Below are 23,920 nucleotides of genomic sequence, written 5' to 3'. Positions count from 1 at the left end.
TCCCAATGCGTTTATCGTACCATGCACGGACGTTTATTGTCGAATGTCCAGTCAGGGATCAGGTACTGCATCGCCATCGCGTCGTCGCGCGCGCCCAGACCGTGTTTTTGATACAGCTCGTGTGCTTTCATTACCTGATCCATATCCAGTTCAACGCCCAACCCCGGCGTGGACGGCACCTGCACCATGCCACCTTTGATCTCAAACGGCTCTTTGGTGAGGCGCTGGTTACCCTCCTGCCAGATCCAGTGCGTATCGATAGCAGTAATGGTGCCCGGCGCGGCGGCGGCAACGTGGGTAAACATCGCCAGCGACACGTCAAAATGGTTGTTGGAGTGCGAGCCCCAGGTCAGGCCAAACTCGTGGCACATCTGCGCCACGCGCACCGAGCCCTGCATTGTCCAGAAGTGCGGGTCCGCCAGCGGGATATCCACCGATTGCAGAGAGAGCGTGTGCCCCATCTGACGCCAGTCGGTGGCGATCATATTGGTCGCGGTCGGTAGCCCCGTAGCGCGACGGAATTCCGCCATGACTTCGCGGCCCGAAAAGCCTTGCTCAGCCCCGCACGGATCTTCCGCGTACGCCAGCACGCCTTTCAGCTGCTTGCCAATATCGATCGCTTCATCAAGCGACCACGCGCCGTTCGGATCCAGCGTCACGCGCGCCTGCGGGAAACGTTTTGCCAGCGCGGTAATGGCTTCCGCCTCCTCTTCCCCCGCCAGCACGCCGCCTTTCAGTTTGAAATCATTGAAGCCATATTTTTCATACGCGGCTTCTGCCAGCCGCACAACCGCATCCGGGGTCATCGCTTCTTCGTGACGAACGCGGTACCAGTCGCATTGGTCATCTGGCTGGCTCTGATACGGCAGCGGCGTCAGCTTGCGGTCGCCGACAAAGAACAGATAGCCGAGCATCTCCACTTCACTGCGCTGCTGGCCCTCGCCCAGCAGCGACGCGACGTTAACGCCCAGGTGCTGGCCCAGCAGATCCAGCATCGCGGCTTCAATGCCGGTCACCACGTGGATAGTGGTGCGCAAATCGAAGGTTTGCAGACCGCGGCCGCCGGCATCGCGATCGGCAAAGGTATTGCGCACGGTGTTGAGGACATTTTTGTACTCACCCAGCGTTTTTCCCACCACCAGCGGAATGGCATCCTCCAGCGTTTTGCGGATCTTCTCCCCGCCCGGAATTTCACCCACGCCGGTATGGCCGGCATTGTCTTTGATAATGACAATATTGCGCGTGAAGAACGGCGCATGCGCCCCGCTCAGGTTCATCAGCATGCTGTCATGACCTGCGACCGGAATGATTTGCATGGAGGTGACGACAGGGGTCGTAAAAGTACTCATCGTGTAATCCTTTTATCAGTGACGTCCAAAAACAGGGCGCTTACGGTCAAATGTCCAGCCGGGGATAAGGTACTGCATCGGGCCCGCGTCGTTACGCGCGCCGCCCGGTAGTTTTTTATACGCCTCATGGGCTTGATGAACCTGATCCCAGTCAAGCTCCACGCCCAGCCCCGGCGCATCGGGTACGGCAATTTTACCGTTTTTGATCTCCAGCGGATTTTTCGTCAGGCGAGCTTCGCCTTCCTGCCAAATCCAGTGGGTGTCGATGGCGGTCGGGTTACCCGGCGCCGCCGCGCCAACGTGGGTAAACATTGCCAGCGAGATATCGAAATGGTTATTGGAGTGGCAGCCCCAGGTCAGGCCCCAGTCATCGCATAGTTGCGCCACGCGCACCGCGCCGGAGAGCGTCCAGAAGTGCGGATCTGCCAGCGGAATGTCGACGGCGTTCAGCATCACCGCGTGGCCCATTTCGCGCCAGTTGGTGGCGATCATATTGGTCGCAACCGGCAGCCCGGTGGCGCGGCGGAATTCGGCCATCACCTCGCGGCCTGAGAAGCCCTGCTCGGCGCCGCACGGGTCTTCCGCGTAGGTCAGCACGTCCCCGAGACCTTTACACAGGCTAATCGCCTCATCCAGCAGCCAGGCGCCGTTCGGGTCAACGGTGATGCGCGCCTCCGGGAAGCGTTTTTTCAGCGCCCGGGCCGTTTCAATCTCCTGCTCGCCGGGCAGCACGCCGCCTTTCAGCTTGAAATCCTTAAAGCCGTAGCGATCCTGCGCAGCTTCAGCCAGGCGCACAACCGTCTCGCTGGAGAGCGCTTCCTGATGGCGCAGCTGATACCAGTCGTGGTCACCCGGTGAACGAGCCAGATAGGGGAGATCGGTTTTATTGCGATCGCCAACATAGAACAGATAGCCCAGCACGGTGACCGCATCGCGCTGTTTGCCTGGCCCCAGCAGTTCACAGACCGGAACGTTAAGGGCTTTACCGAGTAAATCCAGCAGCGCCGCTTCCAGGGCGGCGACCGCATTGACGCGCAGTTCAAACGTCCACGCGCCCTTGCCGAAGGTATCAAAGTCCGCCGACTGATTGCCCTTATGCACCCGCTGAACCACCTTGTTCAGACGAGCCACTTCCTGGCCCACGACCTGTGGAATAGCCTCTACCAGGGTCTGGTAGATCACTTCCCCGCCGGGGGCTTCACCCACCCCGGTATTACCTGCGCTATCGGTCAACACCACGATATTGCGGGTAAACCATGCGTTATGCGCGCCGCCAATATTGAGCAGCATGCTGTCCTGACCGGCCACCGGGATAACTTTCATTTCCGTGACGACAGGGCTTGATTGTGTTGTCATCATCCGCGCTCCACAACAGGTTTAAGTTCGACGCGTTTAATATCCCCCACCAGCACCAGGTAACTCAGCACCGCCACCAGGGCATGCACACCAACGTAGATCAGCGCGCCGTTGAAAGACCCCGTGGTGCCGACGATGTAGCCGATAGCGATAGGCGTGACAATCCCGGAAACGTTGCCGAACATATTGAACAGACCGCCGCTCAGGCCGCTGATCTCTTTCGGTGCCGTATCCGCCATCACCGCCCAGCCCAGCGCGCCAATCCCTTTGCCGAAGAAGGCCATCGCCATAAAGCCGATAATCATCCACTCGGCACTGACGTAGTTACAGAACACCATGGTCATGGAGAGCAGCATGCCGAGCACAATCGGCGTTTTACGCGCGATGTTCAGCGAACCCGTGCGGCGCATCAGCCAGTCGGAAATGACCCCGCCAAGCACGCCGCCGATGAAGCCGCAGATTGCCGGGACCGAGGCAACAAACCCCGCTTTGAGGATCGACATGCCGCGCGCCTGCACCAGATAAACCGGGAACCAGGTGATAAAGAAGTAGGTTAAGGCGTTGATACAGTACTGACCGAGATAGATACCGATCATCATGCGCGAGCCGACGAGCTGCTTGATCTGCGCCCATTTCTGGCTGAAGGGGACTTTTGCTTTGTCAGATTTCTGATCCATATTGATCAGCGCCCCGCCCTCAGCAATGTATTCCAGCTCCTTCTTGTTCACGCCAGGGTGCTGATTCGGTTCGTGGATCACTTTCAGCCAGATAAAGCTGATGACGATCCCAAGCCCGCCCATGAAGAAGAAGACGTGCGACCAGCCCACCTCATGCGTCAGCCAGCCCATAATGGGCGCAAAGATCACCGTTGCGAAATACTGGGCGGAGTTAAAAATTGCCACCGCTGTTCCCCTCTCCTGCGCAGGAAACCAGGCCGCGACAATGCGGCTGTTGCCCGGGAAGGAAGGGGCTTCCGCCAGGCCTACCAGAAAGCGCAGCGTAAAGAGCGCCACGATAATGCCAAAGCCGCTGAAGATATCGACGAAACCCTGCAAAAGGGTAAAAGCAGACCAGATAAAGATGGACCAGAAATAGACGCGTTTAGAGCCAAAACGGTCCAGCAGCCAGCCGCCAGGAATTTGGCCGATGACGTAGGCCCACGAGAATGCAGAGAAAACGTAACCCATGCCCACCGGATCAAGGCCGATGTCTTTTGCCATTTCCGAGCCGGCAATCGACAGCGTGGCGCGGTCACCATAGTTAAAGGACGTGACGATAAACAGCATCACCACTATCCAGTAGCGGGCATTAGTGCGCTTTTCAGCGCTGCTCGCTGCGTGGCTTAATGTACTCATTGTTGCACTCCTGAAACATAGCTTTCGCCTGTTCATTCTGTACAGCACCGGTAGGGTAATCAGAATGAGATAAGTTTTGTCGTTTTAGTACGGCCTAGAGCCGTTTTATTGTGACCGGAAAAGTATATGAAGGAGTGACAGGTTCGCTCACCGTGCAGAAACACAACATTGAGGAGTGTGGGGAACGTGGTTTGAGGCATAAGCCCAAAGCAGTGGAAGATACTTCACGGAATTGAGGATTTGATGCGGCTTTGTTGCCGGGTGGCGGCTACGCCTTACCCGGCCTACGAAACTATTTAAGAAGCGTTGCCCAGTGTTCAACCCACGGGTTCGACTCGCTTTCGGGTTCAGGATGCTCACCGGCATCAATCAACAGCATCTCGCCGACGCGCTGGGCGCTCTGTTCCTGAAGAAGCGCATCGAACTGCTTGCCGCCGCCGCAGAAGTTGGCGTAAGAGCTATCGCCGAGGGCAATGATGCCGTAGTGAACGTCCGGCTGGTAGCCAAGCCGATCTTTAATGCCCTGGAAAAGCGGCACGATACTGTCCGGGAGATCGCCCTGACCGGTGGTGGAGGTCACTACCAGAATGTATTTATCTTTATACTTTTCCCAGTCCGCCAGTTCCGGGTCTTCATAGACCGTGGCTTTATGGCCCTGGCTTGTCAAAATCGCCTCAGCCTCTTCCGCTACCAGCAGCGAGTTGCCATACATCGTGCCGACAAAAATGCCTACTTCAGCCATGCTTTGCTCCCGTAATTATTGCGCTTACCGTTCATCCTGAACGTTGCCTGATACAAACTCAACCCTTTCATTTTCGGGGAGTTGTCCCCGCCAGCCAAACTGTGACAGCGCCTGCATCCAGACGTCGTCCAGCCCGGCACGAATAATCAGTGGTTCACCGGTAAACGGGTGAGTCAGGCTAAGCTCGCTGGCGTGAAGCATCAGTCTGTTACAGCCAAAATGCTCTGCCGCGCTGCGGTTCTGGCGCAGATCGCCGTGCTTGCTGTCGCCAATAATCGGGTGGCGCAGGTGCGCAAGATGACGGCGAAGCTGGTGCTTGCGTCCGGTTTTGGGCAAAAGCTCAACCAGGCTGTAGCGTGTGGTGGGGAATTTGCTGGTTGCTACCGGCATTTCCGTTGTCGCCATGCCGCGATAATCCGTCACCGCGGGCTGCGGGCCTTTGTCATCGCGGGCAAATTTATCGGCGATTTTGTCCAGCTCCTCCACCAGCGGATAGTCCAGCGTGGCGGATTCGGTCAGCCAGCCACGAACGATCGCGTGGTAGCGCTTCTGGATCTGGTGCTGTTCGAACTGCTGCGCCAGCAGGCGGCCCGCCTCGCTGGAAAGCCCCATCAGCAGCACGCCGGAAGTCGGTCTGTCGAGGCGGTGCGCGGTAAACACATGCTGACCAATCTGGTCGCGCACGGTTTGCATCACCACCACTTTCTCATCGCGATCCAGCCAGCTGCGGTGCACCAGCCAGCCAGACGGTTTATTCACCGCCACCAGCCACTCGTCCTGATAGAGGATTTCCAGCGTCATGCCTCTTCACCGGCAAACAGGGCGTCCAGTTTTTCCAGCTCAACCAGCATCACATCGCGCGCAGGGTGCGTCGCCTCAAGCGCCATTTCATAGTAGGGAGAAACGGCGAACGCCTGCGGCAAAGGGTGGCCGCCTTCCAGCAGCGCGTGCATGCGCGGAATTAATACCCACTGGAGCCACTCGAACGGTGCCAGCGTATCCAGGCAGAATGGCTGGGTACTGGCAAACGCTTCCGGATTCGGCGCGGTCTCCTGCCACAGCTGATGCTGGCGCAAAAGGGCTTCGATGGCGTGCAACTGAGCACGAACGCTATCGTGTTGCGTCATAGTAACCTCAACTGAAAAAGTGAACGGCGCGCAGCATAGCATTGCGGAAGACAGAAATAAAAAAGGGAGCACTGTAAAAACAGTGCTCCCGGTTCGTTTCGCAGCATTCCAGCTACAATTCGTGCTCCCTGCTCTTCCGTGACAACTTTTCCTGATGCCCGAAGGCCTGGTCATCCTTATACCTTTTGCATCCTGCACACATCTTCCTGACGTGTTTGTTTCATCCTGAAACGTCCTGGCCTTCCTGACCCACCGACCATCCTGTTCGGTTCTCGTTCTCCTTCCTGGAGGTGTCCCTTACGCATCCTGCGTTATCCTTTTGCTTCATCCTGAAGCCTTCCTGCAGCGCCATCCTGACGTGTCCTGAGTAAGAAACGCCATCATCCTGATGTTCGTTTCTCGTGTCGGCGTCCTGTCGACGGAGATAGAATCCGCTATTCCGCTTCGTCTTACAACCCACCCTTGCAGCACTGTAAGCCGTAAGAAATCCCTAAAAAAGATGCGATGAACAACTAATTCTTTGAAAAACAGAGTGATATTAATCTGAATTAAATAAGGCAATACTGAATGATCCAGCGATCTCTCACAAACCTTGTAAGAGATCTCTCACACGCGTCGTAGCATCATGGATTACAGAAGTGGCTCAAGACGGGTAAGGAAATCCGCAAGAGAGGGGGCGAGCGTTTCGCGATTGCGGGTACCGATGGTCTCTTTAATCACTTCCCCGGACAGGTTGCAGACGGATATCACATCCAGTTCGCTGTCCAGCGTGGCAATAAAGAGCGTCGGAGAAAGCTTAAGGCGTTTTTGCGTGACCAGATGACCAATCAGGTTTTCCTGAACACGCTGCAGATCGTCTTCGCTCCAGGTCTGCAACAGCGTCAGCGTCAAATCACCCAAGCGCGCGGGCATATCCCCTGCGAACTGCGTGGCATAAAACGCGTGAACCGCTGGTTGTACCACAAGGTCCATAGCCCGTTCAACCGCATTTACATTTTGCTCAGCGGTATTGGGCTTCGGCTGCCAGATAACATAGTCATCCTGCGAAGAGATAATGCACGGCGACGGCACGCCATATAAATCAGCGCTTTGCGGCCATGTTCCGTGCTTTTCATGCCACGCGTCGCAATAGCGGGTTGTGAAGGTAGTAAGGGCATTTGCAGTTTCGATGTCCACCGATTTCTCTCTTCTTGTAAGACAGGATAAACTCTGCCCATAAGTGTACCTGTAAAGTGGCTATGAAACATGTCTTACGAAAATCATCAGGCGTTAACCGGCCTAACGCTGGGTAAATCGACCGATTACCGCGATACCTACGATGCAAGCCTGCTGCAGGGCGTGCCGCGCAGCCTGAACCGCGATCCTCTTGGACTGCATGCGGACGCATTGCCGTTTGTCGGCGGCGATATCTGGACGCTGTACGAACTCTCCTGGCTTAACGCGCGCGGTCTGCCGCAGGTGGCCGTGGGCCACGTTGAGCTGGACTATGCCAGCGTGAACCTGGTCGAGTCCAAAAGCTTTAAGCTCTATCTCAACAGCTTCAACCAGACCCGGTTCAACAGCTGGGACGAGGTTCAGCAAACGCTGGAGCGGGATTTAGCCGCCTGCGCGCAGGGGAACGTGTCCGTCTCGTTATACCGCCTGCACGAGCTGGAAGGACAGCCCATTGCCCATTTCCACGGAACCTGCATCGACGAGCAGGACATCGAGGTGGAGAATTATGAATTCAGCGCCGATTACCTCGAAAACGCGGCGGGCGGAAAAGTGGTTGAAGAGACGCTCGTCAGCCATTTGCTGAAGTCCAACTGCCTGATTACCCACCAGCCGGACTGGAGTTCGGTGCAGATCCAGTACCGAGGCCCGAAAATTGACCGGGAAAAACTGCTGCGCTATCTGGTGTCGTTCCGCCATCACAACGAATTTCACGAGCAGTGCGTGGAGCGTATTTTTAACGATATTCAGCGTTTCTGCCAGCCGGAGAAACTGAGCGTTTACGCGCGCTATACCCGCCGTGGCGGGCTGGACATTAACCCGTGGCGCACTAACACCGATTTTGTGCCGGCAACGGGCCGGCTGGTGCGTCAATAATATAAATATTTTCACAATATGCGTGCGGTATTCCTCCGAAGTGTTGTGAAACGTCACGCGCCAGGGCTATTGTAATCAAAGGGAATGACGATAATCGTCCCATAAGGAGCTCACTTGATTACACATATTAGCCCGCTTGGCTCAATGGATATGTTGTCGCAGCTGGAAGTGGACATGCTTAAACGCACGGCCAGCAGCGATCTTTATCAACTGTTTCGTAACTGTTCACTTGCCGTACTGAACTCCGGAAGCCTGACAGATAACAGTAAAGAACTGCTGTCCCGCTTCGAAAGCTTTGATATTAACGTGCTGCGCCGCGAGCGTGGCGTGAAACTGGAAGTGATCAACCCGCCGGAAGAGGCCTTTGTCGACGGACGTATCATTCGTTCCCTTCAGGCCAACCTGTTTGCCGTCCTGCGCGACATCCTGTTTGTTAACGGGCAGATTCACAACGCGGGCCGCTTCCAGCATCTCGACCTGGAAAGCTCCGTTCATATCACCAACCTGGTGTTCTCTATACTGCGCAACGCCCGCGCCCTGCACGTTGGCGAAGCACCAAACATGGTCGTCTGCTGGGGCGGCCACTCGATTAACGAAACCGAATATCTCTATGCCCGTCGGGTCGGAACGCAGCTTGGCCTGCGCGAGCTGAATATCTGTACCGGCTGTGGTCCGGGTGCAATGGAAGCACCAATGAAAGGTGCAGCCGTGGGTCATGCGCAGCAGCGTTACAAAGAGGGGCGGTTTATCGGCATGACCGAGCCGTCAATCATCGCCGCTGAGCCGCCTAACCCGCTGGTCAATGAGCTGATTATCATGCCGGATATCGAGAAGCGTCTTGAGGCGTTTGTTCGTATCGCTCACGGGATTATCATCTTCCCGGGCGGCGTGGGAACGGCGGAAGAGCTGCTCTATCTGCTGGGGATTCTGATGAACCCGGCCAACAAAGATCAGGTTCTACCGCTGATCCTGACCGGCCCGAAAGAGAGCGCCGACTACTTCCGCGTGCTGGACGAGTTTATCGTGCATACGCTGGGAGAAGCCGCGCGTCGTCACTATCGCATCATCATTGATGATGCGGCGGAAGTGGCGCGCCAGATGAAAAAAGCGATGCCGCTGGTGAAAGAGAATCGTCGTGATACCGGTGATGCGTACAGCTTTAACTGGTCAATCCGTATTGCGCCTGACCTGCAGATCCCGTTCGAGCCGACCCATGAAAATATGGCGAACCTGAAACTCTTCCCGGACCAGCCGGTGGAAGTGCTGGCCGCCGACCTGCGTCGCGCCTTCTCCGGGATTGTGGCGGGCAACGTGAAGGAGATGGGCATCCGCGCGATTGAGCAGTATGGTCCGTACAAGATCCACGGCGACCCGGAGATGATGCGCCGTATGGACGACATGCTTCAGGGCTTTGTGGCTCAACACCGCATGAAGTTGCCGGGTTCAGCCTACATTCCGTGCTACGAAATCTGCACGTAACGCTCAGTTTCTTCTTCTCAAAGCCGGGGCACCCTGTAGCGGGTCCCGGCTTTTTTATTAGCGAATCAATTCATAGGCCTCACTTATAACTTTAACAAACTTACGGCGAACGCAATCGATTACCTCCATTTAACAACCGTAATTTATCAGCCTTAAACTAAATTACTCGCAAGAAAATCCTAAAAAGCCATATCTTTACAGCGGAAGACACCTATATTGCGGGCCGCTCTTTTAGCCCACATGTCGTTGGTGGTAGCCTTCGCGCCCGTAAATTCTATTTGATGTTTTTTTAACAGATAAATGGTCTAAAGATGCCCACATCATAAGTGGATTATTGCATTTGGGATCGCGATCACTGATAGATTCATAACGAGAATGTATCTTTCCGCCCGCCAATAGTTACGGGCGAAAATTATTAAAAAACCGTCACTGAACGAATTTCATATTACCGTCAGGCACTTTTTCATCGGATTTGACTAAAAACCTGACAATTTGCTTCCTCCAGGAGATACAGATGGAAACCACTCAAACCAGCACCGTTGCTTCGATTGAATCCCGAAGTGGTTGGCGCAAAACGGATACCATGTGGATGCTGGGCCTTTACGGCACGGCAATCGGCGCTGGTGTACTGTTCCTTCCTATCAACGCAGGCGTCGGCGGTCTGATTCCGCTGATCATCATGGCCATCATCGCCTTCCCGATGACCTACTTCGCACACCGCGGTCTGACCCGCTTCGTGCTGTCCGGTAAAAACCCGGGCGAAGACATCACCGAAGTGGTTGAAGAACATTTCGGCGTTGGCGCAGGTAAACTGATTACCCTGCTCTACTTCTTCGCGATTTACCCAATCCTGCTCGTCTACAGCGTGGCGATCACCAACACCGTTGAAAGCTTCATGACGCACCAGCTGCACATGACGCCGCCACCGCGTGCCATTCTGTCTCTGATCCTGATCGTCGGCATGATGACCATCGTGCGCTTCGGCGAGCAGATGATTGTTAAGGCCATGAGCGTGCTGGTCTTCCCGTTTGTGGCTGCGCTGATGCTGCTGGCCTGCTACCTGATCCCACAGTGGAACGGTGCAGCGCTGGAAACCCTGTCCCTGAGCAGCGCGTCTGCGACCGGTAACGGCCTGCTGATGACCCTGTGGCTGGCGATCCCGGTAATGGTCTTCTCCTTCAACCACTCCCCAATCATCTCCTCTTTCGCCGTGGCGAAACGCGAAGAGTACGGTAATGGTGCAGAGAAGAAGTGCTCCAGCATCCTGGCCCGCGCTCACGTGATGATGGTGCTGACCGTGATGTTCTTCGTCTTCAGCTGCGTACTGAGCCTCTCCCCGGCGGATCTGGCGGCAGCGAAAGAACAGAACATCTCTATTCTGTCTTACCTGGCGAACCACTTTAACGCACCGCTGATTGCGTGGATGGCACCGATCATCGCGATGATCGCCATCACCAAATCCTTCCTGGGCCACTACCTGGGTGCGCGGGAAGGCTTCAACGGTATGGTGATTAAATCTCTGCGCGGTAAAGGCAAGAGCATTGAAATCAACAAGCTGAACAAAATCACTGCACTGTTCATGCTGCTCACCACCTGGGCGGTAGCGACCCTGAACCCAAGCATCCTGGGCATGATTGAAACCCTGGGTGGCCCGGTTATCGCGATGATTCTGTTCCTGATGCCGATGTACGCGATTCAGAAAGTGCCTGCCATGCGCAAGTACAGCGGCCAGGTCAGCAACGTGTTTGTGGTTATCATGGGCCTTATCGCTATCTCTGCGATCTTCTACTCCCTGTACACCATGTTCTGATGAACGCCCGCGCCGCCTTCGGGCGGCGCACTCCTCCCCCTCTGACTGAAAGCAATGGACGCATCATGATTAGCGTATTCGATATTTTCAAAATCGGTATTGGTCCTTCCAGCTCTCACACCGTCGGACCAATGAAAGCCGGTAAGCAGTTCACGGATGACTTGATTGCACGCGGCATTCTGCACGACATCACCCGCGTGGTTGTCGATGTGTACGGCTCGCTTTCCCTGACCGGGAAAGGCCACCATACCGATATCGCCATTATCATGGGCCTGGCGGGAAATCTGCCGGATACCGTTGATATTGACGCGATCCCTGGCTTCATCCAGGACGTGAACACCCACGGTCGTTTGCTGCTGGCAAACGGTGAGCATGAGGTTGAATTCCCGGTTGACCACTGCATGAATTTCCATGCGGACAACCTGTCGCTGCACGAAAACGGCATGCGCATTACCGCGCTGGCCGGCGACAAAGCGGTTTACAGCCAGACGTATTACTCCATCGGCGGCGGCTTTATCGTTGACGAAGACCACTTTGGTCAAACCACCACCTCTTCTGTTGAGGTCCCGTATCCGTACAAAACCGCGGCAGATCTCCAGCGCCACTGCCAGGAGACGGGGCTTTCCCTCTCCGGCCTGATGATGAAAAACGAGCTGGCCCTTCACAGCAAAGAGGAGCTGGAACAGCACTTCGCTAGCGTCTGGGAAGTGATGCGCGGCGGCATTGAGCGCGGGATCACCACCGAAGGCGTTCTGCCGGGCAAGCTTCGCGTACCGCGTCGTGCGGCGGCGCTGCGCCGTATGCTGGTAAGCACCGACAAAACGACAACGGACCCGATGGCCGTCGTCGACTGGATCAACATGTTCGCCCTGGCGGTGAACGAAGAGAACGCCGCAGGGGGCCGCGTCGTCACGGCGCCAACCAACGGTGCCTGCGGTATCGTTCCGGCCGTGCTGGCGTACTACGACAAGTTTATCCGTGAAGTGAACGCTAACTCCCTGGCGCGCTACCTGCTGGTCGCCAGCGCGATTGGTTCTCTGTATAAAATGAACGCCTCCATTTCCGGTGCGGAAGTAGGCTGTCAGGGCGAAGTCGGCGTGGCATGCTCCATGGCGGCGGCGGGCCTGGCGGAACTGTTGGGCGCAAGCCCGGCGCAGGTCTGCATCGCTGCGGAAATCGGCATGGAACATAACCTGGGGCTAACCTGCGATCCGGTTGCCGGACAGGTACAGGTGCCGTGCATCGAGCGTAACGCCATCGCCTCCGTCAAAGCGGTGAACGCGGCGCGTATGGCGCTGCGCCGCACCAGTGAGCCGCGCGTCTGTCTCGATAAAGTTATCGAAACCATGTACGAAACCGGTAAAGATATGAACGCCAAATACCGCGAAACCTCTCGCGGCGGCCTGGCGATGAAGATCGTAACCTGCGATTAAGCCTCTCAGGAAGCCTCGTTTTGCGAGGCTTCTTCATGTTTTCCCTCACGCTATTCGTTTCATCCTGCCGACAGTGATACCCTTTACCCATTAGATTTAAGGGAGAATATCTGTGGCTGTTCATTTGCTTATCGTCGACGCGCTCAATCTGATTCGCCGAATCCATGCGGTACAAGGCACGCCCTGCAAGGACACCTGCCTGCACGCGCTGGAGCAGCTTATTCGCCACAGCGAGCCGACGCACGTCGTGGCCGTGTTTGATGACGAAGCGCGCAACAGCGGCTGGCGACATCAGCGCTTGCCCGACTACAAAGCCGGACGCGCGCCGATGCCGGACGATCTGCATGCCGAAATGCCCGCCCTGCGTGCCGCCTTTGAGCAGCGTGGCGTCCCCTGCTGGGGTGCACAGGGCAATGAAGCCGACGATCTCGCGGCCACCCTGGCCGTAAAAGTGGCAAGTGCCGGGCATCAGGCCACTATCGTTTCAACTGACAAAGGCTACTGCCAGCTGCTCTCCCCAACTATCCGCATTCGCGACTATTTTCAAAAACGCTGGCTGGACGCGCCGTTTATTGCCAGCGAGTTCGGCGTCTTGCCTGAGCAACTGCCGGATTATTGGGGTCTGGCAGGCATCAGCAGCTCTAAGGTTCCGGGTGTCGCCGGTATTGGACCAAAGAGCGCCGCCCAGTTGCTGACCGATTTTCAGAGTCTGGAAGGGATTTACGCCCGTCTGGATGAGGTGCCTGAAAAGTGGCGCAAGAAGCTGGAGGCGCATAAAGAGATGGCGTTTATCTGCCGCGAGGTGGCGACGCTACAGACAGATTTACAGCTGGACGGGAATTTACAGCAGTTGCGGTTAGAACGTTAAAACGTCAACACGGTTTTGTAGGCCCGGTAAGCGCAGCGCCACCGGGCAAAACAAAGCACGCACTATCGCTCGTCGCGACGTCCGCCTACAGCCGCCCACCAGCGACGGATGTGTACCGTCACCTCTTCGCGGTCGTGGTACAACTGACGCGCCTGGATCTCCACGTTAATACCGTGCTCATCCAGCTGTGCCTGAATATAGGCCAGGTTCTGGGATACCTCCTCGTAGCGCTTTTTCATCGGCAGCTTGAGGTTGAAAATGGTCTCACGGCACCAGCCGTTCACCAGCCAGGAGGCCATCAGCGCGGCCACTTTTGCCGGCTTCTCAACCATGTCGCACACCATCCACGAGATGTTGTTGCGGGTTGGGCGATAGCGGAAACCGTCTTCTCGCAGCCAGGTGACCTGTCCTGTGTCCATCAGGCTTTGCGCCATTGGGCCGTTATCCACAGACGACACCCACATGTTGCGTTTCACCAGCTGATAGGTCCAGCCGCCCGGACACGCGCCAAGGTCGACGGCATACATGCCGTTAGCAAGACGCTCGTCCCACTCATCTGCCGGGATAAAGACGTGAAACGCCTCTTCCAGCTTCAGGGTTGAACGGCTCGGCGCATCTGCCGGGAACTTCAGGCGCGGGATGCCCATAAAGAATGGCGAATTGTTATTGGTGTACGAATAGCCCGCATAGCAGCAGCCCGGTGCGATAAAGAAGATATGCACCACCGGACGCTTCGGCGTTTCGTAGTTTGTCAGTATGCCCGCGTCACGCAGCGCTGCGCGCAGCGGCACGGTGAACTTACGGCAAAACTTCATCAGCTCTTTGCTTTCGTTGGTATCGGCAACCTCAACGCGCAGGTCGCCGCCCTTCTCCACCACGCCCTGCAGCATGCCCACAATCGGCGTGATGCGATCTTCCGGCGGAAGATCTTTCAGCAACTCACCCGCGACGAACATCTGGCGGGCGAAAATCAGCGAGCTGAACGGCAGCTCGCGCGCCAGCTTGTCGGCGTCTTCAGGCTGATAACACTCGAATACCACATAGCCCGCATTTTCTTTTACGCGAGCAAAGCCGAAGACTTCGCGCTTCGCCGCTTTATCGGTAATTTCCGCGGCGCACTCTTTCTCAAACCCCGGGCGACAATATAAAACAACCTTATTCATGAACAACGCCCTTGCGTTTCAGACGGATAGCTCCGATAAACATTAATACCCAACCCGCCAGGAAGCTCACGCCGCCGACAGGTGTAACAAACGCCCACAGGCGCAAATGCGAGAGGGCCAGACAGTAAAGGCTGCCGCTAAACAGCACGGTACCCAGCGCCATAAATACGCTACTCCAGTAAAACCAGATGCTTATCCGGCGCTGCATCGCCACCGCCAGCCCAAAAATAGCCAGCGTATGAAACGCCTGGTATTCAAGGCCGGTCTGGATCCAGCCCATCTCGACGGCGCCCAAAGACTTGCTCAATACGTGCGCGCCAAAGGCGCCCAGTGCAACAAAAATAAAGCCACTCACCGCGGCAAAAATCAGCATGAATCGGCTGGTCATGTTTAAGTCCTGAATTAATGCGTGCCCGGCACACAAACGTTATTGTTCATACCTGAAGCGGAATTTTTCTTGCTCGCTTGCCGCTTTCGCCAGTATCCACTGCCGGAAGGCGGCTATTTTACCCAGTTCTGCCTGACTGTCATGACAAACCAGATAAAATGCATTCTTGCTGACCAGTACATCATTAAAAGGGCAAACCAGACGGCCTGCCTCAATTTCGGACTGCGCCATCACGTTGTTCGCCAACGCCACGCCCTGTCCGTGAATGGCAGCCTGTAGCACCATCGCACTATGGCTAAAAATGGGGCCCTGCTGCACGTTTATATGACTAAGACCTAATTGACGGGTATAAGTTTGCCAGTCGCGGCGAGAGGCATCATGTAAAAGCGTATGCTGCGCCAGGTCAGCGGGTGTTTTCAGCGCCTTGTCGCCTGTTAATAGCAGAGGCGAACAGACCGGCAGCAGATATTCTGCGTATAATTTCTCGACACGCAAGCCCGGCCAGTTGCCGCGACCATAAAAAATGGCGACATCTACATCATCGGCCAGCTTGTCTTCCTGACGATCCACCGCCTGGATTCGAACGTCGATCCCCGGATAAGCTGAGTTAAAGCTTGAGAGTCTTGGCACCAACCACTGAATGGCAAAACTGGGCAATAAACTAACAGTCAGGGCACCTTTTGCACTGCGGGCCTGCAGCTTACGCGTGGCTTCCGTGAGCTGGGAAAAAATCTCTTTAATATCCTGAAAATAGCTCTGCCCCTCTTCGGTCAACAGCAAGGAACGATTGCGTCGGCGGAACAGCTTAAGGCCCAGGAAATCCTCCAGGGACTTGATTTGGTGACTTACTGCGGCCTGTGTCACAAAAAGCTCATCTGCCGCACGGGTGAAGCTCAGGTGACGTGCTGCTGCATCAAAAACGCGTAATGCATTAAGGGGTGGCAATCGCTTTGACATGGTTATCTGGCTTAGATGTTAACGGAATTTAACAAACAGGAAACAACGTTTAACCTATTAGTTTTTTTTATCTGAGCCATTATAATTTGTCCGTTGAGGAACTACCAGCAAATACCTATAGTGGCGGCACTTCCTGAGCCGGAACGAAGAGCTTTTTTCGGAATGCGTGTTCTGAAGGGCTTTTGGCTTACGGTTGTGATGTTGTGTTGTTGTGTTTGCAATTGGTCTGCGATTCAGACCACGGTAGCAACGCTACCAATTTTTCACTTCCTGTACATTTACCCTGTCTGTCCATAGTGATTAATGTAGCACCGCCAATTTGCGGTGCTTTTTTTTCGCCTGCGATCGGTTAATGCTCGATCTCTTTCATCTCTTTCACGTCCGTGCGGTTGATCTGCTGCTTGTTCCCGTTAGCATCTTTGTACGAAATCATCCCGGTATCGTTATCGGTAGTCGGTTTCCCTTCCGAAACGATAGAACGACCATCGTTTGTGTGCATCACGTAGTTGTTACCAGAACAGGCGCTCAGGGCAAAAGTAAACGCACAGGCAGAAATGATTGCAGCTGTCTTATTCATGATTATTCTCCTTTAGCAATTAATGCTATTCAAACCTCGATTTATAACAGGCTAAAACATCCGCCTAACACTATTTAGCATAACCTGCTTTTTCGAGGTCGCCAGGATAAGCAGACAAATCTGATAGATATCAACCTTCTTGCCCTGCCGCTGAAATTGCGCGACGATCTCTCTATCGACACGAGGAATTCCATGAACGCTTTCAGTCCTGCGCAGTTTCGCGCACAGTTTCCGGCGCTGGCCGATGCCGGTATTTATCTTGATAGCGCCGCCACGGCCCTGAAGCCCCAGGCGGTGATCGAGGCCACGCAGCAGTTCTACAGCCTGAGCGCCGGCAACGTACATCGCAGCCAGTTTGCCGAAGCGCAGCGCCTGACCGCGCGCTATGAAGCCGCACGCGATCAGGTTGCACGCCTGATCAATGCCGAAAGCGGGAAAAATATCGTCTGGACGCGCGGCACGACCGAAGCCATCAATATGGTGGCCCAGAGCTATGCCCGCCCGCTGCTGCAGCCAGGGGACGAGATCATTGTCAGCGAAGCAGAGCACCACGCTAACCTGGTGCCCTGGCTGATGGTGGCTGAGCAAACGGGCGCGCGCGTTGTTAAGCTCCCGTTGAGTGCAGACTTTCTGCCTGACGTGGCCCGTCTCCCTGAGCTGATTAACCCCCGCAGCCGCATTCTGGCGCTGGGGCAGATGTCCAACGTCACCGGCGGCTGTCCGGATCTGGCTCGCGCCATTGAGATTGCCCATGCCAGCGGCGTGGTGGTGATGGTCGACGGTGCTCAGGGCGTGGTTCATTTCCCCGCTGATGTGCAGGCGCTGGATATCGACTTCTACGCCTTCTCCGGGCACAAACTCTACGGGCCAACCGGGATTGGCGCGCTGTACGGTAAACCGGAACTGCTGGCAAAAATGACGCCGTGGCTCGGCGGCGGCAAAATGATTACCGAGGTGACCTTCGACGGTTTTAAAACGCAGGAGGTGCCTTACCGTCTGGAAGCGGGCACGCCGAACGTGGCCGGGGTCATCGGCCTGAGCGCCGCACTTGAATGGCTGGCGGAAACGGACGCGGTTCAGGCGGAAAGCTGGAGCCGAGGGCTGGCGACGCTGGCTGAGGAAGAACTGAAAAAACGCCCGGGTTTCCGCTCGTTCCGCGTTCAGGATTCCAGCCTGCTCGCCTTTGATTTTGCTGGCGTGCATCATAGCGATATGGTGACGCTGCTGGCCGGATACGGCATTGCCCTGCGCGCAGGACAGCACTGCGCCCAGCCGCTGCTGGCGGCGCTCGGCGTCAGCGGTACGCTGCGCGCCTCGTTTGCGCCCTATAATACCCAAAGCGATGTCGACGCGCTGGTTAGCGCCGTTGACCGCGCCCTTGAAATACTGGTGGATTAATGACTAGCGCTGCTTTAGCCGGACATCCGTTTGGCACGGTCATCACTGAAGAGACCTTAAAACAGACCTTCGCCCCGCTCCAGCAGTGGGAAGATAAATATCGTCAGCTGATCCTGCTGGGTAAACAGCTCCCAGCTCTTTCCGACGATCTTAAAGCGCAGGCGAAAGAGATTGCGGGCTGTGAAAACCGCGTCTGGCTGGGCGTGAGCGTCTCCGGCGAGAAGCTGCATTTCTTCGGCGACAGCGAAGGGCGCATCGTCCGGGGCCTGCTGGCGGTCCTGTTAACCGCCATTGAGGGGAAAAGCGCGGCGGAATTGTTAACGCACTCGCCGCTGGCGCTGTTCGACGAACTGGGGCTGCGCGCGCAGCTTAGCGCCTCGCGCGGTCAGGGCCTGATCGCGCTCAGCGACGCGGTGCTGGACGCCGCACGTCAGGCTCAGGCCTGACGTTCCGCCTTCGCCATCATCTTCTTCAGGGCGTGAGAGACCGCCACAAAGCCAAAAGAGGCGGTTACCATGGTGGCCGCCCCAAAGCCTGACGCGCAGTCCATGCGTTTTGGCCCTTCCGCCGTGCTTTTCATCGCACAAACTGAACCATCCGCCTGCGGGTAGACCAGCGCTTCGGTGGAGAACACACAGTCGACGCCCAGCTTGCCCTTGCTGTTCTTCACCACATTGAAGTCGCTCTTCAGGCGTTCACGCAGCTTGGCAGCCAGCGGATCCTGAATGGTTTTCGCCAGATCGGCAACCTGGATCTGCGTGGGATCGATTTGCCCGCCCGCGCCGCCGGTCGTGACCAGCGGCACCTTGTAACGACGGCAGTATGCGATCAGCGCCGCTTTAGGCCGCACGCTGTCGATGGCATCAATCACATAGCTGTAGCCTTTGCTCATGTACTCCGCGACGTTATCTGCCGTCACAAAGTCGTCGATCACCGTCACCCGACACTCCGGATTGATGAGGCGAATGCGCTCCGCCATCACCTCGGACTTCGCCAGGCCGACGTTATCACGCAGGGCGTGGATCTGACGGTTAGTGTTGGTCACACAAACGTCATCCATATCAATCAGCGTGATTGCGCCAATCCCGGTTCTCGCCAGCGCTTCCGCCGCCCAGGAGCCGACACCGCCAATGCCCACGACGCAGACGTGCGCATCCGCAAACAGCTGCAGGGCTTTTTCACCATAGAGACGTGCCGTGCCGCCAAAACGCTGGCGCCAGGCATCGCTGATTACCACAGACATAAAACCTCAGATGTAAAAAGGGTGAGGTTTTCCTCACCCTGAACAGTAATCCGTATTGCGCTCAGAATACCACAATCAGCCGCTGAATACGTTTCCGGTGCCCGGCGCGGCCTTCAGCACCCATACGCGTCCGTAGTGGTTATACCAGCCTGCACGGTGACCGGCATCCGGGCCAATGCCCTGATAGATATCAAAGTGCTGGCCCTTAATCGCTCCGCCAACATCCAGGGCTACCATCAGACGCAGCTCATATTTGCCGTTGAACTTGCCGTTGTTGTCGAGCAGAGGGACTTCCGCCAGCAGCGTGGTACCCGCAGGAATGATAGAACGATCCGATGCCACCGACGCGCGGCCAATCAGCGGCACAGCGCTGGCCCCTTTCACCGGCGCGAAGTTTTGCGGCTTGAAGAAGACGAACGATGGGTTCTGCTCCAGCAGCTCGCGCACCTCGGCTTCACTGTGCTTTTCGCCCCACTCGCGGATCGCCTGCATCGACATATCTTCTTTTTTCACTTCGCCGCGGTCAATCAGCACCTTACCGATGCTGCGGTAGGCATGGCCGTTTTTCCCGGCATAGCTGAAGAAGTTAAGCGGTGAACCGTCGCCAAAATCAATGTAGCCGCTGCCCTGCACGTCCATGATGAAATTATCCATCAGGGAGTTGCTGTAGGCCAGGACGTAGTTTTCGCTCAGCGCACCGGCGTAGATTTCGGCGCGGGACGGCAGACGGCCGCGTTTTGGCGGCATACGGTAGATAGGGTACTGGAACTCGCCCTGGCGCGTGTGTCGCGCCTGAACCACGGGCGTGTAATAGCCGGTGAACTGGACGTTGCCGTAGTTATCTGCCCCTTCCATTTGCCAGGCATCAATACCAAACTGGCGCATGTTGCGCGTATCGCCGCCCGCCTTCAGCCAGTCCTGTACCGCGCTATAAACATTGTTTTGTGAGCTATACAGACGCGGCGACGCATTGCGGATCTGATAGACCTGCTCGGAGAAATCACCGGCGTTGATCGGCGCGCCAACGGCGTCAGGCTGATTAACTAAAGAGAAAGGCTGGGATAACTTCCCGTCTTTATACTGCTGACCGCGATCGGTCGGTTTGGAAGAACAGGCCGCAAGAATCGCTACCATTGCGCCCGCCATCAGATACTTCGCCCAACGTCCTTTCATTATATCTCGTCTTTAAGTTGCCCATTTCCGCGTGATGAAGATAACAAACCGACAAAGCGAATGAAATGCGATCGCATGCCCTTTGGCAAATTCAGAGCAAAAAATAGTCTAAATGTCGCAATGCCGTTCACTTTACATACAAAGTTAATGATTTATGTGAAAAAGGGGTTGCATCACAAACCTATCCGAGTATAGTGCGCTTCCACGGACGCGGGGTGGAGCAGCCTGGTAGCTCGTCGGGCTCATAACCCGAAGGTCGTCGGTTCAAATCCGGCCCCCGCAACCAATTAAAATTTGATGAAGTATAAGCAGTACGGTGACGCGGGGTGGAGCAGCCTGGTAGCTCGTCGGGCTCATAACCCGAAGGTCGTCGGTTCAAATCCGGCCCCCGCAACCAATCAAATTTTAGAAAAGATAAGAAGTACGGTGCCGCGGGGTGGAGCAGCCTGGTAGCTCGTCGGGCTCATAACCCGAAGGTCGTCGGTTCAAATCCGGCCCCCGCAACCAACACTTCTAAAAACAATAAACACCCTTAAGGGTGTTTTTTTGTATCTGCCGTTTGTGAATTTGCCGGGCATTTCACCCAGCTAAAAACCTACCCGCGCCGCGCCAGCGTCGCCCCGTCTGAGAAATAGGCCCGTATCCCCGCCAGAATCGACTCCGCCACCTCCTGCTGGAACTTTGCCGTCTTGAGCTTACGCTCTTCTTCAACGTTACTGATAAACGCGGTTTCTACCAGAATGGACGGGATATCCGGTGCCTTCAGCACCGCAAACCCGGCCTGCTCAACGCTGTTTTTGTGCAGCTTATTGATGTTCCCCAGCTTGCCCAGCACCGCTTTACCAAACTTCAGGCTGTCGTTAATGGTCAGGGACTGCACCATGTCGAACATGGTGTGGTCGACGTAGCGGTCGCCGCTTTTGCTCACGCCACCGATCAGGTCCGAGGCGTTCTGGGTGTCCGCAAGGTATCGCGCCGCGGTACTGGTCGCGCCCTTGGTTGAGAGCGCAAACACCGACGAGCCGCTCGGCTGGCGGCTGGTAAAGGCATCCGCATGGATCGAGACGAACAGATCGGCACGCTGCTTCTGCGCTTTCGCCACCCTCACCTTCAGCGGAATAAAGACATCCTCATTACGCGTCATGTAGGCGCGCATATTGCCTTCTTTATCAATTAACGCCTTCAGACGACGGGCAATTTGCAGCACCACGTCTTTTTCACGCGTATGGTATTTCCCCACCGCACCGGAGTCTTCGCCGCCGTGGCCGGGATCGAGCATGATCACAATCGGACGATCGCGCCCTGCTTTCCCCGGCTGCGGGCCGCTTTGCGCAGGCGGCACCTGACGCTGAAGATCGCCTTTGTTGTAATCCTCCAGCAGAGCGAGAAGCGGATCCTGAATATCCGTCGCATTCGCCGGGTAAAGATCCATCACCAGACGCTCTTTAAACGTCGCGACGGGCGCCAGGGCGAACAGCTGCGGCTTAACGTTCTGCTTAAGCTCAAACACCATGCGCACGGTTTGCGGATCAAACTGCCCGACGCGCGCCGATTTAATAAACGGATCGTCACCGCGGATCTGCGCCGCCATGCCTTTCAGCACGGAGTTGAGGTTCACCCCTTCGAGATCCACCACCACGCGTTCAGGGTTGCTGAGGGCAAATTGCTTATATTTCAGCACGCGATTGGATTCAACCGTCACGCGCGTATAGGTCGACGACGGCCAGACGCGCACCGCCACCACCTGACTCGTGGCGGCAAGACCGACCTGGCTGACGCTAAGCAACCACATTGCCCCGGCCCCTTTTAACAAACGGCGGCGGCTTATTGCTGAATTGGATCCCGACATGCTTCTCCCGAGCAAGAAAACAAACTGATATACAAAAGTGCAGATTGACCGAAAACTTTAACGAATGACGCATAAACTGTCATCTATAAAAGGGTAAACAATCATACGTTAACGCACGGATTACTTATTAATTTCTGTAGGTCGCAGAAAATTTGCACTTGCACACGCGCCCACAATCGAATAAAAATACATAAATTACGAATAAACATTCATTAAGGGTTGTGCCATGGTGAAGGAACGTAGAACCGAACTGGTCCAGGGATTCCGCCATTCTGTTCCCTATATCAACGCCCACCGGGGAAAAACGTTTGTCATCATGCTGGGCGGCGAAGCCATTGAGCATGAAAATTTTTCCAGCATCGTCAATGACATTGGCCTGCTGCACAGCCTCGGGATCCGCCTGGTGGTGGTCTATGGCGCGCGCCCGCAGATCGACGCCAACCTGGCCGCTCACCACCACGAGCCGATTTACCACAAACATACCCGCGTCACGGATGCCAAAACCCTGGAGCTGGTGAAGCAGGCGGCGGGTCTGCTGCAGCTGGATATCACCGCTCGCCTGTCGATGAGCCTGAACAACACGCCGCTACAGGGCGCGCATATCAACGTCGTGAGCGGCAACTTTATCATTGCCCAGCCGCTCGGCGTGGACGATGGCGTGGATTACTGCCACAGCGGCCGCATTCGTCGTATTGATGAAGAGGCCATTCACCGTCAGCTCGACAGCGGTGCCATTGTCCTGATGGGGCCGGTGGCGGTTTCCGTAACCGGTGAAAGCTTTAACCTGACGTCCGAAGAGATTGCCACCCAGCTGGCGATCAAGCTGAAGGCGGAAAAAATGATTGGGTTTTGCTCCTCCCAGGGCGTCGTAAACGATGAAGGGGTGATTGTGCCGGAACTCTTCCCGAATGAAGCGCAGGCCCGCGTTGAAGCGCTGGAAGCCGAAGGGGATTACCACTCCGGCACCGTCCGCTTCCTGCGTGGCGCCGTGAAGGCCTGCCGCAGCGGCGTGCGCCGTAGTCACCTGATCAGCTATCAGGAAGACGGAGCTCTGCTGCAGGAGCTGTTCTCCCGCGACGGTATTGGCACCCAGATTGTGATGGAAAGTGCAGAGCAGATTCGCCGCGCGACCATCAACGATATCGGTGGCATTCTGGAGCTGATCCGTCCGCTGGAACAGCAGGGTATTCTGGTTCGTCGCTCCCGCGAGCAGCTGGAGATGGAGATCGACAAATTCACCATTATCCAGCGCGATAACCTGACCATTGCCTGCGCCGCCCTCTATCCGTTCCCGGAAGAGAAAATCGGAGAAATGGCCTGCGTGGCGGTGCACCCGGATTACCGCAGCTCTTCACGCGGCGAAATGCTGCTTGAGCGCGTGGCGGCACAGGCGCGTCAGATGGGGCTGAGCAAGCTGTTCGTCCTGACGACGCGCAGCATTCACTGGTTCCAGGAGCGCGGGTTCACGCCGGTGGATATTGATTCTCTGCCGGAAACGAAGAAAGAGATGTACAACTATCAGCGCCGTTCGAAAGTGCTGATGGCCGACCTGGGGTAATCCTTTC

The 23,920-nt window shown here is 56.1% G+C and carries 22 protein-coding genes and 3 tRNA genes; 11 read left to right on the top strand and 14 right to left on the bottom strand.

Annotated features, from left to right (window positions below; translation table 11 throughout):
* Nucleotides 1–11 precede the first annotated feature (11 nt).
* The 7 genes from gudD to syd form a co-directional block, all read right to left on the bottom strand.
* On the bottom strand, nucleotides 12–1,349 hold the full coding sequence (gudD, locus tag A6013_RS06785; RefSeq protein ID WP_028014260.1) for a glucarate dehydratase: 1,338 nt from the start codon (nucleotides 1,347–1,349) through the stop codon (nucleotides 12–14).
* 15 nt (nucleotides 1,350–1,364) lie between these two features.
* A complete protein-coding gene (locus tag A6013_RS06780) occupies nucleotides 1,365–2,705 on the bottom strand; it encodes an enolase C-terminal domain-like protein (protein ID WP_069732813.1) in 1,341 nt (446 codons plus the stop codon).
* A complete protein-coding gene (gene gudP / locus A6013_RS06775) occupies nucleotides 2,705–4,060 on the bottom strand; it encodes a galactarate/glucarate/glycerate transporter GudP (RefSeq protein ID WP_041908405.1) in 1,356 nt (451 codons plus the stop codon). The genes A6013_RS06780 and gudP overlap by 1 nt, the downstream gene beginning before the upstream one ends.
* Before the next feature lie 292 nt (nucleotides 4,061–4,352).
* Nucleotides 4,353–4,802 carry a flavodoxin gene (locus A6013_RS06770; protein ID WP_028014263.1) on the bottom strand — a complete coding sequence of 150 codons (450 nt, stop codon included), beginning with the start codon at nucleotides 4,800–4,802 and terminating at the stop codon, nucleotides 4,353–4,355.
* Between the two features lie 24 nt (nucleotides 4,803–4,826).
* Nucleotides 4,827–5,603: a tRNA pseudouridine(65) synthase TruC gene (truC, locus tag A6013_RS06765; protein WP_028014264.1), complete on the bottom strand. Its 777-nt coding sequence runs from the start codon at nucleotides 5,601–5,603 to the stop codon at nucleotides 4,827–4,829.
* Nucleotides 5,600–5,929: a YqcC family protein gene (locus A6013_RS06760; protein WP_028014265.1), complete on the bottom strand. Its 330-nt coding sequence runs from the start codon at nucleotides 5,927–5,929 to the stop codon at nucleotides 5,600–5,602. Before A6013_RS06760 ends, truC begins: the two co-directional genes overlap by 4 nt.
* Nucleotides 5,930–6,559: 630 nt before the next feature.
* Nucleotides 6,560–7,105 carry a SecY-interacting protein gene (syd, locus tag A6013_RS06755; RefSeq protein ID WP_028014266.1) on the bottom strand — a complete coding sequence of 182 codons (546 nt, stop codon included), beginning with the start codon at nucleotides 7,103–7,105 and terminating at the stop codon, nucleotides 6,560–6,562.
* Between the two features lie 69 nt (nucleotides 7,106–7,174).
* Here syd and queF point away from each other — a divergent pair, with 69 nt between their 5' ends.
* The 5 genes from queF to xni all read left to right on the top strand — a co-directional run bounded on the left by queF (nucleotide 7,175) and on the right by xni (nucleotide 13,607).
* Complete coding sequence (gene queF / locus A6013_RS06750) at nucleotides 7,175–8,017, top strand: NADPH-dependent 7-cyano-7-deazaguanine reductase QueF (protein ID WP_069732757.1); 843 nt, start codon at nucleotides 7,175–7,177, stop codon at nucleotides 8,015–8,017.
* A 114-nt stretch (nucleotides 8,018–8,131) separates the two neighbouring features.
* Entirely contained in the window at nucleotides 8,132–9,496 is a 1,365-nt protein-coding gene (gene ppnN, locus A6013_RS06745; protein ID WP_069732756.1) for a nucleotide 5'-monophosphate nucleosidase PpnN, read from the top strand.
* A gap of 514 nt (nucleotides 9,497–10,010) precedes the next feature.
* Complete coding sequence (locus tag A6013_RS06740) at nucleotides 10,011–11,306, top strand: HAAAP family serine/threonine permease (RefSeq protein ID WP_028014268.1); 1,296 nt, start codon at nucleotides 10,011–10,013, stop codon at nucleotides 11,304–11,306.
* 65 nt (nucleotides 11,307–11,371) lie between these two features.
* A complete protein-coding gene (gene sdaB / locus A6013_RS06735; RefSeq protein ID WP_028014269.1) occupies nucleotides 11,372–12,739 on the top strand; it encodes an L-serine ammonia-lyase II in 1,368 nt (455 codons plus the stop codon).
* Between the two features lie 112 nt (nucleotides 12,740–12,851).
* Nucleotides 12,852–13,607 carry a flap endonuclease Xni gene (gene xni / locus A6013_RS06730; protein ID WP_028014270.1) on the top strand — a complete coding sequence of 252 codons (756 nt, stop codon included), beginning with the start codon at nucleotides 12,852–12,854 and terminating at the stop codon, nucleotides 13,605–13,607.
* 62 nt (nucleotides 13,608–13,669) lie between these two features.
* Here xni and rlmM read toward each other — a convergent pair whose 3' ends face one another.
* The 4 genes from rlmM to A6013_RS06710 all read right to left on the bottom strand — a co-directional run bounded on the left by rlmM (nucleotide 13,670) and on the right by A6013_RS06710 (nucleotide 16,692).
* Complete coding sequence (gene rlmM / locus A6013_RS06725) at nucleotides 13,670–14,770, bottom strand: 23S rRNA (cytidine(2498)-2'-O)-methyltransferase RlmM (RefSeq protein ID WP_028014271.1); 1,101 nt, start codon at nucleotides 14,768–14,770, stop codon at nucleotides 13,670–13,672.
* Nucleotides 14,763–15,158 carry a DUF423 domain-containing protein gene (locus A6013_RS06720; RefSeq protein ID WP_028014272.1) on the bottom strand — a complete coding sequence of 132 codons (396 nt, stop codon included), beginning with the start codon at nucleotides 15,156–15,158 and terminating at the stop codon, nucleotides 14,763–14,765. The genes rlmM and A6013_RS06720 overlap by 8 nt, the downstream gene beginning before the upstream one ends.
* Nucleotides 15,159–15,197: 39 nt before the next feature.
* A complete protein-coding gene (gene gcvA / locus A6013_RS06715) occupies nucleotides 15,198–16,115 on the bottom strand; it encodes a glycine cleavage system transcriptional regulator GcvA (RefSeq protein ID WP_014885066.1) in 918 nt (305 codons plus the stop codon).
* A 349-nt stretch (nucleotides 16,116–16,464) separates the two neighbouring features.
* Nucleotides 16,465–16,692, bottom strand: coding sequence for a YgdI/YgdR family lipoprotein (locus A6013_RS06710; RefSeq protein ID WP_008499648.1), 228 nt, complete (start codon nucleotides 16,690–16,692; stop codon nucleotides 16,465–16,467).
* 192 nt (nucleotides 16,693–16,884) lie between these two features.
* Between A6013_RS06710 and csdA the strand changes: the two genes are divergently transcribed.
* Nucleotides 16,885–18,090, top strand: coding sequence for a cysteine desulfurase CsdA (gene csdA, locus A6013_RS06705; RefSeq protein WP_047367470.1), 1,206 nt, complete (start codon nucleotides 16,885–16,887; stop codon nucleotides 18,088–18,090).
* Complete coding sequence (csdE, locus tag A6013_RS06700; protein WP_047364461.1) at nucleotides 18,090–18,536, top strand: cysteine desulfurase sulfur acceptor subunit CsdE; 447 nt, start codon at nucleotides 18,090–18,092, stop codon at nucleotides 18,534–18,536. Before csdA ends, csdE begins: the two co-directional genes overlap by 1 nt.
* Here the strand turns inward: csdE and tcdA are convergent.
* Entirely contained in the window at nucleotides 18,527–19,333 is an 807-nt protein-coding gene (tcdA, locus tag A6013_RS06695; RefSeq protein ID WP_006811804.1) for a tRNA cyclic N6-threonylcarbamoyladenosine(37) synthase TcdA, read from the bottom strand. The two genes, csdE and tcdA, sit on opposite strands and share 10 nt — an antisense overlap.
* A gap of 75 nt (nucleotides 19,334–19,408) precedes the next feature.
* Nucleotides 19,409–20,506: a murein transglycosylase A gene (gene mltA / locus A6013_RS06690; protein ID WP_028014275.1), complete on the bottom strand. Its 1,098-nt coding sequence runs from the start codon at nucleotides 20,504–20,506 to the stop codon at nucleotides 19,409–19,411.
* 209 nt (nucleotides 20,507–20,715) lie between these two features.
* Between mltA and A6013_RS06685 the strand changes: the two genes are divergently transcribed.
* From A6013_RS06685 to A6013_RS06675, 3 genes are all read left to right on the top strand, one after another.
* A tRNA-Met gene (locus tag A6013_RS06685) sits at nucleotides 20,716–20,792 on the top strand.
* Nucleotides 20,793–20,826: 34 nt separating this feature from the next.
* Nucleotides 20,827–20,903: transfer RNA gene (locus A6013_RS06680), tRNA-Met, on the top strand.
* Between the two features lie 33 nt (nucleotides 20,904–20,936).
* Nucleotides 20,937–21,013 (top strand) — tRNA-Met (locus A6013_RS06675).
* 88 nt (nucleotides 21,014–21,101) lie between these two features.
* Here A6013_RS06675 and amiC read toward each other — a convergent pair.
* Complete coding sequence (gene amiC, locus A6013_RS06670) at nucleotides 21,102–22,355, bottom strand: N-acetylmuramoyl-L-alanine amidase AmiC (protein ID WP_014885071.1); 1,254 nt, start codon at nucleotides 22,353–22,355, stop codon at nucleotides 21,102–21,104.
* Between the two features lie 226 nt (nucleotides 22,356–22,581).
* On the opposite strand from amiC, the gene argA reads away from it, so the two are divergent.
* A complete protein-coding gene (gene argA / locus A6013_RS06665; protein WP_014885072.1) occupies nucleotides 22,582–23,913 on the top strand; it encodes an amino-acid N-acetyltransferase in 1,332 nt (443 codons plus the stop codon).
* Nucleotides 23,914–23,920: the final 7 nt, after the last annotated feature.

It is taken from the genome of Enterobacter sp. IF2SW-B1 (assembly GCF_001743375.1).
Lineage (GTDB): Bacteria > Pseudomonadota > Gammaproteobacteria > Enterobacterales > Enterobacteriaceae > Enterobacter > Enterobacter bugandensis.
Note: the sequence above shows the minus strand (reverse complement) of the source record. Positions and strands in the feature narration are given on the sequence as shown.